13 protein-coding genes are annotated in these 13,163 nt (G+C 65.4%); 6 read left to right on the top strand and 7 right to left on the bottom strand.

The features are described from left to right. Positions 1-60 precede the first annotated feature (60 nt). On the top strand, positions 61-1,446 hold the full coding sequence (gene fumC / locus PI87_RS14840) for a class II fumarate hydratase (protein ID WP_039598473.1): 1,386 nt from the start codon (positions 61-63) through the stop codon (positions 1,444-1,446). Positions 1,447-1,480: 34 nt separating this feature from the next. Here the strand turns inward: fumC and PI87_RS14835 are convergent, their stop codons facing one another. The 7 genes from PI87_RS14835 to PI87_RS14805 form a co-directional block, all read right to left on the bottom strand. Beyond that, positions 1,481-2,779, bottom strand: coding sequence for a sensor histidine kinase (locus PI87_RS14835; RefSeq protein ID WP_052321559.1), 1,299 nt, complete (start codon positions 2,777-2,779; stop codon positions 1,481-1,483). After that, the gene (cqsA, locus tag PI87_RS14830; protein WP_052321550.1) at positions 2,776-4,065 is read right to left on the bottom strand and encodes an alpha-hydroxyketone-type quorum-sensing autoinducer synthase; all 1,290 of its coding nucleotides are present in this window, start codon (positions 4,063-4,065) and stop codon (positions 2,776-2,778) included. The genes PI87_RS14835 and cqsA overlap by 4 nt, the downstream gene beginning before the upstream one ends. A 214-nt stretch (positions 4,066-4,279) precedes the next feature. Continuing rightward, positions 4,280-4,699 carry an adenosylmethionine decarboxylase gene (speD, locus tag PI87_RS14825; RefSeq protein WP_039598472.1) on the bottom strand — a complete coding sequence of 140 codons (420 nt, stop codon included), beginning with the start codon at positions 4,697-4,699 and terminating at the stop codon, positions 4,280-4,282. Next, positions 4,696-4,881, bottom strand: a complete 186-nt coding sequence (locus PI87_RS14820) for a hypothetical protein (protein WP_039598471.1) — start codon at positions 4,879-4,881, stop codon at positions 4,696-4,698. Before PI87_RS14820 ends, speD begins: the two co-directional genes overlap by 4 nt. Continuing rightward, positions 4,878-6,329, bottom strand: coding sequence for a DUF4178 domain-containing protein (locus PI87_RS14815; RefSeq protein ID WP_039598577.1), 1,452 nt, complete (start codon positions 6,327-6,329; stop codon positions 4,878-4,880). Before PI87_RS14815 ends, PI87_RS14820 begins: the two co-directional genes overlap by 4 nt. A 343-nt stretch (positions 6,330-6,672) precedes the next feature. Next, the gene (locus PI87_RS14810) at positions 6,673-7,716 is read right to left on the bottom strand and encodes an SPFH domain-containing protein (RefSeq protein WP_039598470.1); all 1,044 of its coding nucleotides are present in this window, start codon (positions 7,714-7,716) and stop codon (positions 6,673-6,675) included. Between the two features lie 38 nt (positions 7,717-7,754). Next, positions 7,755-8,153 carry a DUF350 domain-containing protein gene (locus PI87_RS14805; protein WP_039598469.1) on the bottom strand — a complete coding sequence of 133 codons (399 nt, stop codon included), beginning with the start codon at positions 8,151-8,153 and terminating at the stop codon, positions 7,755-7,757. A gap of 320 nt (positions 8,154-8,473) precedes the next feature. Between PI87_RS14805 and PI87_RS14800 the strand changes: the two genes are divergently transcribed. From PI87_RS14800 to PI87_RS14780, 5 genes are read left to right on the top strand one after another with little or no spacing between them, the layout of a single operon-like run. Next, positions 8,474-9,733, top strand: a complete 1,260-nt coding sequence (locus tag PI87_RS14800; RefSeq protein ID WP_039598468.1) for an ABC transporter substrate-binding protein — start codon at positions 8,474-8,476, stop codon at positions 9,731-9,733. 41 nt (positions 9,734-9,774) lie between these two features. Then, on the top strand, positions 9,775-10,644 hold the full coding sequence (locus PI87_RS14795; protein WP_039598467.1) for a branched-chain amino acid ABC transporter permease: 870 nt from the start codon (positions 9,775-9,777) through the stop codon (positions 10,642-10,644). Next, entirely contained in the window at positions 10,641-11,600 is a 960-nt protein-coding gene (locus tag PI87_RS14790) for a branched-chain amino acid ABC transporter permease (protein ID WP_039598466.1), read from the top strand. The genes PI87_RS14795 and PI87_RS14790 overlap by 4 nt, the downstream gene beginning before the upstream one ends. Further along, positions 11,597-12,346: an ABC transporter ATP-binding protein gene (locus tag PI87_RS14785; RefSeq protein WP_039598465.1), complete on the top strand. Its 750-nt coding sequence runs from the start codon at positions 11,597-11,599 to the stop codon at positions 12,344-12,346. The genes PI87_RS14790 and PI87_RS14785 overlap by 4 nt, the downstream gene beginning before the upstream one ends. Next, positions 12,343-13,059 (top strand): ABC transporter ATP-binding protein, encoded by a 717-nt coding sequence (locus PI87_RS14780; protein WP_039598464.1) that lies wholly within the window; start codon positions 12,343-12,345, stop codon positions 13,057-13,059. Before PI87_RS14785 ends, PI87_RS14780 begins: the two co-directional genes overlap by 4 nt. The last annotated feature ends 104 nt before the right edge of the window (positions 13,060-13,163 follow it).

Raw genomic sequence — 13,163 nt, 5'->3', positions numbered from 1 at the left:
CACACACCGGACGCCTATACTGGTGGGCGTTCGTCCCAGTCACCCTCGTGCAGACCTGTCATGACCACTCGTACCGAACGCGACACCTTTGGACCGATTGAAGTCCCCGCCAATCATTTGTGGGGCGCGCAGACGCAGCGCTCGCTGCAGAACTTCGACATTGCGGGTGACCGCATGCCACGCGAGCTGATCGACGCACTGGCCCGCATCAAGCGCGCAAGCGCTGCCGTCAACCATCGCCTGGGCCTGCTGCCGGCCGAGAAGGCCAACGCCATCATCGGCGCGGCGGATGAAGTCATCGCCGGCAAGCACCCGAATGAATTTCCGCTGGTGGTCTGGCAGACCGGCTCTGGCACGCAGAGCAACATGAACATGAACGAGGTGCTCGCCAACCGCGCCAGCGAACTGCTGGGCGGCGAGCGTGGCGAGAGCCGCCTCGTGCACCCGAACGACGACGTCAACCGCAGCCAGTCGTCCAACGATGTGTTCCCGACGGCGATGCACGTGGCGGCCGTCACCGCCATCACGCGGCACCTGATCCCATCGCTGCGCACACTGCGCGAAACGCTTGCCAAGAAAGCGGCAGACTTCGACGACATCATCAAGATCGGCCGCACGCACCTGCAGGACGCGACGCCGCTCACGCTCGGCCAGGAGTTCTCCGGCTATGTCGCTCAGTTGCAGCACAACGAGACGCACCTGAACGCGGCGCTGCCGCACCTGTGTGAGCTGGCACTGGGCGGCACGGCAGTGGGCACCGGCCTGAATGCACCGGCTGGCTATGCGCAACAAGTGGCGGCCGAACTGGCCGATCTGACCGGCCTGCCCTTCGTGACCTCGCCCAACAAGTTCGAGACCATGGCCTCGGCCGATGGCCTGGTGCATGCGCACGGCGCGCTGAAAACGCTGGCCGCCAGCCTCACCAAGATCGCCAACGACATCCGCTGGCTGGCGAGCGGCCCCCGCAGCGGCCTGGGCGAGATATCCATTCCCGAGAACGAGCCCGGCTCGTCCATCATGCCGGGCAAGGTCAACCCCACGCAAAGCGAAGCTGTGACGATGCTGTGCGCCCAGGTGTTCGGCAACGACGTGGCGGTCAACATTGGCGGCGCATCAGGCAACTTCGAGTTGAACGTGTTCCGCCCGATGATTGCCTACAACTTCCTGCACAGCGTGCGCCTGCTGGCCGACGGCATGCGCAGCTTCAACGACCACTGCGCCGTGGGCATCGAGCCCAACCGCGCCCGCATTGACGAGCTGGTGCAGCGCTCGTTGATGCTGGTGACAGCGCTCAATCCGCACATCGGCTACGACAAATCTGCGCAGATCGCCAAGAAGGCGCACAAGGAAGGCACGAGCCTGCGTGAAGCCGCGCTGGCACTCGGCTACGTGACGCCCGAGCAGTTCGACGCGTGGGTGCGGCCAGAGAACATGGTCGGCCGGTAAGCCACAGGCCGCCCCGAGCCCCGCGTTGCAAACATCAGCGCGGGTTCGGGAAGCGGAGGCGGAATTCGGTGTACTCGTGCTCGACCGACCGGCACGAGATGCTCGCACCCCAACCGCGCAGGACCTTGCGGCAGAACATCAGCCCAATGCCCGTGCCGCGATGCGCCGGGTACGAGAAGAAGGGCTGAAACATCCGCTTGAGCACGGTCGACGAGATGCCCGAGCCCGTGTCGCGCACCACGATCTCCACAGCACGCGACGACCGCTCGTAGCTGATGTGCAGATCACCCTTGCCCACGCGCTGGATGGCCTCCAGCGCGTTCTTGGTCAGGTTGGTGATGATGTGTTCGAACAGGCTGGCGTTGCCCAACACCCGCACGCCGATACTCGGCGCGATGGAAATCAGTTCGCGCGTGCCGGGTTCAAACGGAAAGGCTGCGATGGCCGAGCAGATTGCCTCATGCGGGTCAAACCAGTTGATGCTGACGGTCTGCGGGTCTTTTGAATTGGCGACCAGCAGCTCGATGCTGTTGTTGGCGCGCATGACGTCCGTGCGCATGCGCTCGACCGCATGCTGCACCGCCGGCAGGTCTGGATGATCGGGCGACACCAGCTTGGGCAAGCGGTCCTGAATGCCGCGCGCCGTCAGGGCCACGCTGGCCAGCGGCGTGCGCAGCTCATGGGCCACGGTGCCCAGCGCCAGCGCCACGCCGCGCTGTTTCTGCTCCGCCAGGATCTGGCGATCCAGCTTGATGACGACCAGCACGGCCATCACAAACGCCACCACGGGCACCTGCTCCAGCAGCGCGTGCCACGGGAACGCCGCCACCGCGTTGCCGGCCAGCAAGAACAGCGCCGTCGCAGCAACCGCCCCGCTGATGAGCGAGATCAGCGCAAACGCCGTGCTGAAGTGGAACAGGATGACGACCGCAATGACCACCGACTCCGCCCACACCATCGTCCCGGCGTTCTCGAGATAGAAAAAGATGAAGGCAAAGGGCAGCCCGGCCGTGATGGCAAACAAGGCATAGGCCGGCAGCCACTTGTATTGCGACAGTCGGTTGGCAAACAGCAGCGGAATGAACAGCAGCGTGCACACGGCGCGCAGCCAGATGTTCTCGTAAGGCTGTGGAAAAACATGCGACCAGATCACGAAGTACAGCGGGTGGCCGATCACACCCAGCGCCCCAACGAAACGGATGCGGCGCAGCCGCGCGGCGCTCTCTTCGTCGAGTAGCGCCGCGCTCGTCAGGAAGGTAGCGAGGTATTGCCAGACGCGGGCCGGCCAGCGACCCGAATTGTCTGCGGGGACTCCACCCACTGTGTTCGTCATGCGTTCGCCAAACATGCATTGAGTTGAACGGCGGCTGCAGGTCTTCGCATCCGGCGCGTGGACGGCCAGTCGTCCAGCCCCACCCGATCACGAATCTCCGCCAGGACACCAAGCAGCCGACCGATCTCTGCGGGCGTGAGCTTGGCATGCAGCGTGAGGCGCACCAACGCCCGGTTTCTGGGCGTAGCCGGCGCACAGAATACCGCACCGAAGATGCCCTGGGCCTGCAATGCGTCGCGCAGCACCTTGACCTGCGGCTCCGACCCGGCCTCCAGCCCGATGATCTGCTCGGTGCCGTCACTGATGTTGTAGCCCAGCGCGGCGATACCTGCGCGCACAGAACGGGTGATGGCGTGCAGACTCTCGCGCCGAGCATCTGCCGCGCCAATGAAATCCGTCGCGGCCTCGAACCAAGCCAGCTCATGCCGCAGCAGCCCCGAACTGAAGATGGCCGGGCGGGCCTCCACGGCAAAGAAGTCCTTGAACAGGCCACTGCAGGCGACGAACCCCGCACGGCCGGCAAATGTCTTGGCCAGCGATGCCGTGCGGAAGTGCACACGGCGCTCCAACCCGAGCTGCACCACCAGGCCAGCCCCGCCCGGCCCGTGCGTGCCCAGCGAGTGGGATTCATCTACGACGATGCCCGAGCCGCTGGCCTCCGCCGCCGCCACCAGCGCCGTCAACGGTGCCACGCTGCCGGTCGTGCTATAGACGGAATCCACGACGATGATGCCGGGCCCGGTGCGCTCCAGTTGCCGGCTCAAATGGTCGACGTCGTTATGGCGAAACGGCACCGGTTGCGCGCCAGCCGCGGTGATACCTTCCCACAGCGAGGCATGCGCGGTCATGTCGATATAGACCGGCACCCCCGGCCCTGCGATGCACTGGATCAACCCCACATTCGCAGCCCAGCCGGACTGGGCGATCAGGCCAGCCTCGGCGCGCATCATGGCAGCCAGCCGGGCTTCCAGCCGGCTCTGCGGGGTATCGCCGTGCTGGAACACCGCGGACATGAGCAACTCACGCTCGTGCCCGAGCAGTGCGCGCGCCTGGGCACGTACCAGTTCCCGCTCGCCGAGCAGGCACAGGTAGTCGTTGCTGTTCAGGAACAGGGCATCGGGCCCTGGCGTACGGCCGTGGAGCAGGTGGTCTCCGCCCCAAAGCTTGCCCATGCGATCGTCATAGTGACGCCGCATGCGAACGGCAATCCAGTCCGGCAATGCCGGCGCGGCGGGAGAAGGTGTGGGGAGTAGCGCAGAAGAGACGCGCGTAGGCAGCGTGGTCATGAAGGCCTCGTCGGGTTGGTGATGGGAGAACCAAACGCCGATGGCCTTGCATCGACCACCGGGATGCAATCCGAACGTCCATCATGGCACGTCAATGCGTGCGTATTTCACTCACAACGAGGCATTGCCGAGCGCCGCATACGGGCGGCGGTGGCCAAGCCCACTGCCTGCTTGAAGCGTGGGCCGAAAACGATATTGGATTAAACCGAATGCTTTACGCTGGTGCGCAACCGCGCTGCGCAACGCGCACGTCGACACGCTCTGGTGCCAGTGCGCGTTCAAACACGGCGCGTGCGCCGTGCGTTGTGCCGGTGCCGCACATGAAGGCATCGATGGCGGCGAACCCGTGCTCGGGCCAGGTGTGGATCGACAGGTGGGACTCCGCCAGCAGCAACACGCCGGTCACACCGCCCTGCTCACCGGCAGGTGCGCCCACACGCAGCGAATCGAAGCGATGCAGATGCGCATGGAGAATGGTGGCGCCCAGCGCCGCGGCAGCCTCGCGCAGCGCGGCCTCCAGTGCTTGAGCATCGCGCAGCAGTGCAGGTGCCACACCATACAGGTCGAGCAGCAGATGCTCGCCCACGGCAACGGAGATCGCCTCGGCGTGCGGTGTCGCGTCTGTGCGCGTCACTTGTGGCCCCCGCTGAAGCCGCCGCCGTAACCGCTTCCGCTCGACGAACCACCCCAGTAGGACGACCCGCTGGTGCCGCTGCCATACGACGGCGTGCGCGGCGCGGCAAAGCCGGCTTTCCAGTCCATGACCGTTGCGCCGATCACCACACACACGGCGTACAACACGAACCAGCCTTTCATTCCCCACCCCCAACCTTGGCGACCAGCCATGCCGGCACGATCAGCATCAGCGCCGCAAAGAACGTGATCCCGAACACGGAACCCGGCGCCATGAAGAACGGCACCAGATTCAGCAGGCCGAGCAGCACGCAGGACACCACCGCCACGGTCATGTAGCCCGAGGCTGATGTCTGCGCCACCGGTTCCGGCACCACCTTGCCGAACCACGCCTTGATCTGCGCGGTACTGACGGGTGTGCTCTTGGACCAGCTCAGCTCATGTGCATCGCTCTCTGCGGCAAGGCTTTCCTGACCCGCCGTGTATTCAACAACGCGCGTCTGGTCACCCGCCTGCACACGCCAGTTGAAAGCGCCGGCAGCGTAGGTCACGCGGGAGGTGTAATCCTCGTCGCGGGTGTACTGCGTGTTGCCGAGCGTGGCCTTGCGGCCGTCGGTCTGCGTGGGCCAGCGGTCGAGCACGTTGGCGCGGAACCAGCCGTCATCGGTTTCCACCATCCACGTAAAGCCGCGCTTGGGGGTGTACAGCAGATATTCGAACCACTCGCCGCCGCCGTCGACCACCGTGCGGCGCATCACGCCGATCACCTGCCATTGCTGGCCGTCAATCAGTGCCTTGTCGCCCAGTTCCAGCGTGGTAACGACCTGCGGGACGGACCGTGCGCGGGCGATGATCTCGCCGCGCGGCGTGGCCGCATCAATGGCCGCGCCGCAGCCTGGGCACAGCACGTGCCCCGTCACGCCGGGGCTGAACGGAATCGACGTGCCGCATTGCGGGCAGTCGAGGTTGGTGAGCTTGCGGGGGACGCGGCCGGCGGTTTCCTTGATCTCGGCGTCCGTGCGCAGGAGCTGACACTTGAGCGCTTCGAGCGTGGTGGCCTCGCCCAAATAGAGCGTGGGCGCGGTGCCGTCGGAGTAGTCGAGCGTGATGAAGGCGTCTTCGCGGCGGCCATCGGCCACACGTGCGTGCCACCCCTCGCCCACGCGAAAGGGCAATTCACCTTGCCCGCCGGTGCAATCGGCCTCACGCACGTCGGACAGCGTGAACTGCTTGCCCTCGGCATCGTAAAGCTGGCCGGGGCGCAGCGTCTCGAACGCCACGGCGTTGCGCGGCACGCCACGCGAGAAGGTCATGGTGACCTGGCCCGAAGCCTCGGCCAGCCAACCGTCGGTGCTGTCGTCAAACAGCACGTACCACTCGTTCCAGAAGCCCGCGTCGTAGCGCAACTGGATGCGGCCGACCACGGTGAAGGCTTTGTTCTTGTAGCGCCCGGTGGTGCCGATCTGCACGCGCGCGTAGTCTTCCAGCACGGCAGACATCTTGCCGATGTCGGACAGCGTCTCGCCGTCGCGCAGCAGCGTGCTCTTGCAGAAGCTGCACACCGTCATTACGGCAGCGGCGGACTTCAGTTCCACCGGCGCGCCACACGCCGGGCAGTTGGCATGAAACATGGTCGGGTCGTTCGATTGCACAGCAAAACGGGCGGCTAAAGGGGCTGTTCCCCTATGTAACGTGCGCACGCAAGGTGCAGATGGGTCGCAGGGCTAGGCGTGGACGGCGCCGCTTGGTCATTCCAAGCAAGCCGGCCGCAACGACGCCATGCGGCCCATCTGCACCTTGCCCTCCGGGTTGGCCCGAGCGGGGGCCATCTGCTTTGTCGGAACGCCTTGCAAAGGGAAGGACCCTTTGCGGCGGCGTCCTTCGTGCATCTGGCCCCCCGCTCGGGCCAACGTGCGCACGTCACATAGGGGAACAGCCCCTCGCCGCCCGGTCATCGGATCAGCGAGGCTGTGCTCAGCCTCCGGTCAGTGCCTTGAGCACGGCAGCCTTGCCGGCGTCAAAGTCGGCCTGGGTGATCAGGCCCTTGTCGAGCAGCTCCTTAAGCTTGCCCAGGCGCGCGGTGGGGTCGTCTGCGGCCGGTGCAGCAGGTGCGGCGGCCGCCGGCTGTGCGGCAGGCGCAGCACCAGCGTTGCCCTGCACAGCCGTGCGCAGGCTGTCGGCCATCGCCTGACCCATCGCCAAGCCTGCGGCCAGCCCCGCCCCAGTGCCGGCAATACCGCCCGGATTTTGCGCAGCCAGCGGCAGCGATTCGGCCGTCTGGTATTGCGTAAAGCGCCCCATGTCGCCGGTCATGTCCATGCTGATGCGGCGGTCCATCGCGGCCTGCAGTTCGTCCGGCAGCGTGACGCTGGAGACCTGGAAGCTGTCGAGCGCCAGACCGTACTGCGTGAACTGCGGCGCCAGGGTCTCGCGCACCTTGTTCGACATCAGCGTCTGGTTGGCGGCCAGATCCAGGAACGGCACGCCGGATTCGCCGAAGGCCGTGGCCATGGCGCCCATGATGACGGGGCCAAGCTGAGCCTCGACTTCATCGACGGTGTAGATGTCGCGCGTGCCGCTCACCTGCTGGTAGAACAGCTTCGGATCGGCCACGTGATACGCATACACGCCAAAGGCGCGCAGGCGGATCATGCCGAAATCCTTGTCGCGCACCGTCACCGGCTGCGGCGTGCCCCAGCGGCGGCCAAGCTGCTGGCGTGTGCTGAAGTAGTAGACGTCGGACTTGAAGGGGGATTCGAACAGCTTGTCCCAGTTCTTCAGGTACGTGAGAACCGGCAGCGTCTGCGTGGTCAGCTTGAAGGTGCCGGCGCCGAACACATCGGCGATCTGGCCTTCGTTAACGAACATCGCCATCTGCGAGTCGCGCACGACCAGGGTGCCGCCGGTCTGGATTTCCATGTCCTGCATGGGGTAGCGCCAGGCGAGTACGCCGTCTTCGCTCTCCGTCCACTGCAGGATGTCAATAAACTGCTTCTTGATGAAACTCGACAGGCTCACAGGAAACTCCTTCGCGTGGATTCGCGGGGCAGGAACAATCAGGACAGGCAGGCAGCGTTGATCACACCCACCGCCAGCGCGCTCACGCCGAACAGCATACCGGCGGCGGTGTTGTTGTGCTCGATCTGCAAGCGGTAGTCGGGCATCAGGCGCGTGAGCACCAGGAAGACGATCAACTGCACGACTGACGCCATCACCGACCAGAACAGGAACGGCAGCAGACCATCGGCGTGCGCGATGCTGGACGCGATGGTCAGCACGAAGCCGAGCAGCGCGCCGGCCAGCGACAGCGCCGCAGAGACGTTGCCTTCACGGATCAGCTTGAACTCGTCGTACGGCGTCAGGCGCAGGTAGACGAAGAAGAAACCGGAAAACACCACAGCGCCCGCCAGCAAGTGCGAGACGTAGGCGATGACGGAAGCGGTCATATCGGGCATGGGCAGAAGGCAATCAGCCTGGGCAGTGCACAAGTGGCGCCACTATAGCGGCTGATGCGTCGCTTGCGTACCCCCCACAGATGCCGGTGCGTCAGCCTGCCAAGCGTTTGCGCAGCATTTGTTATCGCGCCTTAATTTTTGCCGGCGTGCGGCCGCCGGTACATGGCAGCCGCAGACTCACCCGCGCCACCTCCCCCGTCCCGTAGAAACCCTTGCCCATCAACCGTTTTCGCGGGTTGACCTGTCTTGTGCAACTCAGTGCGCACACCTAAAGTGAGTGACAGGGATTGGTCAATTCGACCGACTGTCAGGGGGCTGCCATGACGACACCAAATTGCATCCACATTGACCGTCGCACTGTCCTGAAAACCGCCGCTGCGGCGGCAGCGGTGCAACTGGCACCGCCCTTCATCATCAAGGCACGCGGCGACGCTCCCCTGCGCATCGGCATGGTCGACCCGCTGACAGGGGTCTATGCCGCGGTCGCGCAAAACGAAGTCACGGGCGCCAAGCTTGCCGTGGCACAGATCAACGCCCGCGGCGGCATCCTCGGCCGGCCAATCGAGCTGCTGGTGGAAGACTCCGCCAACGACGTCGGTACCGGCGTGCAGAAGGCGCGCAAGCTGATCGAGCGCGACCAGGTGACCTTCCTGATCGGCGACGTGAACTCCGGCATTGCGCAAGCCATCGCTCAGGTCAGCAACGAGAAGAAGGTGCTGCATATCGTCTCGGGCGGGCACACCGACACCATCACCGGCAGCGATTGCAAGTGGAACGTCTACCGCGTGTGCAACACCACCAGCATGGAAGCCAACGCGGTGGCCAGCCTGCTGTTCACCAAGTACGGCAAGAAGTGGCACTTCATCACGCCGGACTACGCCTTCGGCCACACGCTGCAGAAGGCCGCGGCGGCGGATCTGCAGAAGCTCGGCGGCACCATGACCGGCAACGAGCTGACACCGCTGGGCACGACCGATTTCTCCTCGTTCCTCATCAAGGCGCGCGCCGCCAACCCCGACGTGCTGCTGGTGCTGCCGCAGGGCTCGGACATGGTCAACTGCCTCAAGCAGATCGCACAGTTCGGTATCGGCAAGCAGATGCACATTGCGGGGCTGCAGCAGGAGCTGGAATCGCTGGAAGCAATGCCGCCCGAGGCGCGCGTCGGCGTCTGGATGTTCGAGTGGTACTGGAAGCAGCCGGGCGTGCCGCACGTGGAGAAGTTCGTTGCCGACATCCGCAAGGTCAACAACGGCAAGGTACCAACCGCGCGCCACTGGTTCGGCTACACCTCGGTGCATACGCTTGCGGGCGTCGCCAACCGCGAGAAGACCCTCGATGCGCGCAAGCTGGCCGAGGCGCTGGGCGGCTACGAGCTACCCGATGACGTGAAGCTGCAACCCAACAAGTGCTACTACCGCAAGGGGGATCACCAGTTGATGACGTCGTCATTCGTAGGTGAGGCGCTGACCAAACCGGCGGGCGACCCGGAAGACCTGTTCCGCGTCGATCACGTGGTGCCTGGCGACCAGACCGCGCCGCCCGAGAGCGCGACCGGCTGCACGGTCAAATGGCCGACCTGATCTTTTAGGCCGGCCGCCAGCCAGCACGCGTGTGGGGAGCCATGACACAACTGCTGCTCTTCAACATCACCAACGGGCTGATCATCGGCGCGTTCTACGTGCTGATGGCGCTCGGGCTGTCGCTCATTCTCAACCTGAGCAATGTCATCAACTTCGCGCATGGCGGCTTTCTGGTCATCGGCGGCTATATCGCCTACACCATCACGCCGTATGTCGGTTTCTGGGGGGCGCTGCTGATTGCCCCGCCGATTGCCGCGCTCATCGGGCTGGTGCTGGAACGCCTGCTGATCCGCCGCGTGTATGGGCGCGACCCACTCTACAGCCTGCTGCTGACCTTCGGCCTGGCCTTCGTGTTTGAAGACGGCACGCGCTTCATCTGGGGTGCGCAAGGCAAGCCGGTGACGATTCCGGAAGCGCTGGCGCAACCGCTCTCCAACGAACTCTTCTTCATCACCGGCTACCGGCTGTTCATGGTGGGCACCGTGGCGGTGACGGTGGCGGCGCTCTTTCTGCTGCTGCGCTACACGCGCATGGGCATCCGCATCCGCGCCGGTACGCTGGATCTGGAAACTGTGGCAGCGCTCGGCATCAATGTGGGGCGGCTGCGCTCGCTGAACTTTGCCGTGGGCATCTACCTGGCGGGCCTCTCGGGCGTGCTGGCAGCCGGGCAGCTCGGGCTGGAGCCGACCATGGGCACGGGGCTTCTGATGCCGAGCTTCATCGCCATCATCGTCGGCGGGGTCGGCAGCCTGACGGGCACGCTGTTGGGTGGCCTGCTGATCGGGGTGGCCTCGGGCGTGACGGCGGTGTTCGTGCCCGCGGCCAGCGAGGCGGTCATCTACGTGATGATGGCGCTCGTACTGCTGTTGCGCCCGCGTGGGCTGCTGGGTGAAGAAGGCATGCTGACATGAGCGACCCAGCACAGCTTCGTCGTGTACTGGGGCTGCTGGCCATCTGGGCGGTGCTGCTGCTTGCCCCCTACTGGATGCCGCTGCTGGGCGGCTACACCGCGCTGGGTACGCGCGTGCTGGTGCTCGGGCTGGCGGCTATGGCGGTCAACTTTCTGCTGGGCTTTACCGGCGTGCTGTCGTTCGGCCATGCGGCGTACTTCGGGCTAGGCGCGTATGGGGCGGGCCTGGCGCTGAAGTTCCTGGCGCAGAGCACACCGCTGGCGCTCGTATGCGGCACGCTACTGGGCGGCATCGCTGGTGCGCTGCTGGGCGCGTTGAGCGTGCGGCGGCGCGGCGTGTACTTCGCCATGGTCACCATCGCCTTCGGGCAGGTGTTCTACTACATCGCCTTCCAGTGGAGTTCGCTCACCGGCGGCGATGACGGGCTGCGCGGTTTCGCCCGTGCACCGCTGCACCTGGGCTTCACCACCATCGACATCCTGTCGAATGCCGACGCGTTCTACTACTTCGTGCTCGCCTGCCTTGCACTGGTGACGGGGGTGATGGCGGGCGTGTTGCGATCCCCATTCGGCCGCACCATGATCGCCATTCGCGAGAACGAACAACGTGCGCGCTTTCTCGGCATTCCGGTCAACCGGCACATCTGGATCGCCTTCACGCTGTCGTGCTTCTTCATGGGCTTTGCCGGCGCGCTCTATGCGCTGCTCAACAACTTTGCCGACCCGCGCGGCCTGCACTACAGCCAGTCGGGCGATTTCGTGATGATGGCGGTCATGGGCGGCATGCGCAGCTTCTGGGGGCCGCTGCTGGGCGCGGTGGTCTTCGTTGTGCTGCAGGATTACCTGTCGAGCATCACCATCAACTGGATGTCGTTTGTCGGCATGCTGTTCGTGGCGATCGTGCTGTTCTTCCCGCGCGGGCTGCTGGGGGTGATCCGGCGCAGGAGCGAATCGTGAGCGTGCTTGCCGTTGACCGCGTCAGCAAGCACTTCGGCAGCCTGGTCGCGGTGCAGGATGTTTCGCTGTCCGTGGAGCCCGGTGAACTGCGCGCCGTCATCGGCCCAAACGGCGCCGGCAAGACGACCTTCTTCAACCTCATCAGCGGCTTCTTCCGGCCGACTGCAGGCACCATCGCTTTTGAAGGACAGGACATTACCGCCCTGCCCGCGCACCGGCGCGTGGCGGCCGGCATTGCGCGCACCTTCCAGATCACGGAGATCTTTCCCGAGCTGACGGTGTTCGAGAACGTGCGCATCAGCGCGGAGACCGCCGCGGGCTTTCGCCTGCGCCCGTGGGTCAGCCCTGCCGACACCGCCCGCGTGCGCGAGCACGTTGCGCAGACGCTCGAGCTCACCGGCCTGCATGGCAAGGCCAACCGGCTGGCGGGCGAACTGGCGCACGGCGACCAGCGCACCACCGAGATTGCCATTGCACTGGCACTGCGCCCGCGCCTGCTGTTGCTCGACGAACCCACCGCCGGCATGGGCGACCAGGAAACCGACGAGACCATGCAGCTCATCCACCGCCTGCACCGTGAGAACAACTTCACCATCGTGCTGATCGAGCACGACATGCGCGTGGTGTTCGACCTGGCCGATCGCATTACCGTGCTCGACCAGGGGCGGCTGCTGGCCGAAGGCACGCCAGCGCAGATTGCCGCCAACGAGGCCGTGCAGGCTGCCTACCTCGGGAGCACATCATGACCGCGGCGCTGACGGCAGAAGGACTGCACACCTGCTACGGCAAGAGCCACATCCTGCACGGTGTCAGCCTGGAGGCGGCGCAAGGCTGCATCACCGTGCTGCTCGGCCGCAACGGTGCGGGCAAGTCCACCACGCTGCGCACGCTGATGGGCCTGACGCCTGCCCGGCAAGGGCGCGTGACGATCTTCGGCGCCGACACCACGCGCTGGCCCACCTACCGCATCGCCGCCAGCGGGGTTGGCTACGTGCCGGAAGGCCGCCGGATCTTCGCCAACCTCACGGTCGAAGAAAACCTGAAGGTGCCCATCGAGCGCAGCGGCCCATGGACGATCCCCCGCATATATGAGCTGTTCCCACGCCTGGCCGAACGCAAGTTCAGCCGCGGGCGCTCGCTCTCGGGCGGCGAGCAGGAGATGCTCTCGCTGGGTCGTGCGCTGCTGCTCAACCCGCGTTTGCTGATCCTGGATGAGCCGTCTCAGGGGTTGGCGCCGCTGGTGGTGCGTGAGGTGTTTCGCGTGGTGTCGCAGATGCGCGACGCAGGCATCACCGTCCTGCTGGTCGAGCAGAACGCACGCATGAGCCTGGAAATTGCCGACTACGCCTATGTGCTTGACGACGGGGGCATCGTCCACGCGGGCAACGCGCGGGAGCTGGCGGCGGACGAGCACCGGGTGCGCGCATTGACGGGGGCCAGCGCGGCAGCAGCGGCATAGGGGCCGGCGCAGTGGGGTCGCCGGTTCGGCAAAAAATCGGCACAATCGCGCTCGCCAGCTTGTTGGCCCACCCGGTGCGTCGGTAGTTTATTAACGCCCGATCA

It is taken from the genome of Ralstonia sp. A12, assembly GCF_000801955.1.
GTDB lineage: Bacteria > Pseudomonadota > Gammaproteobacteria > Burkholderiales > Burkholderiaceae > Ralstonia.
This window is presented reverse-complemented; position numbering and strand designations above follow the sequence as displayed.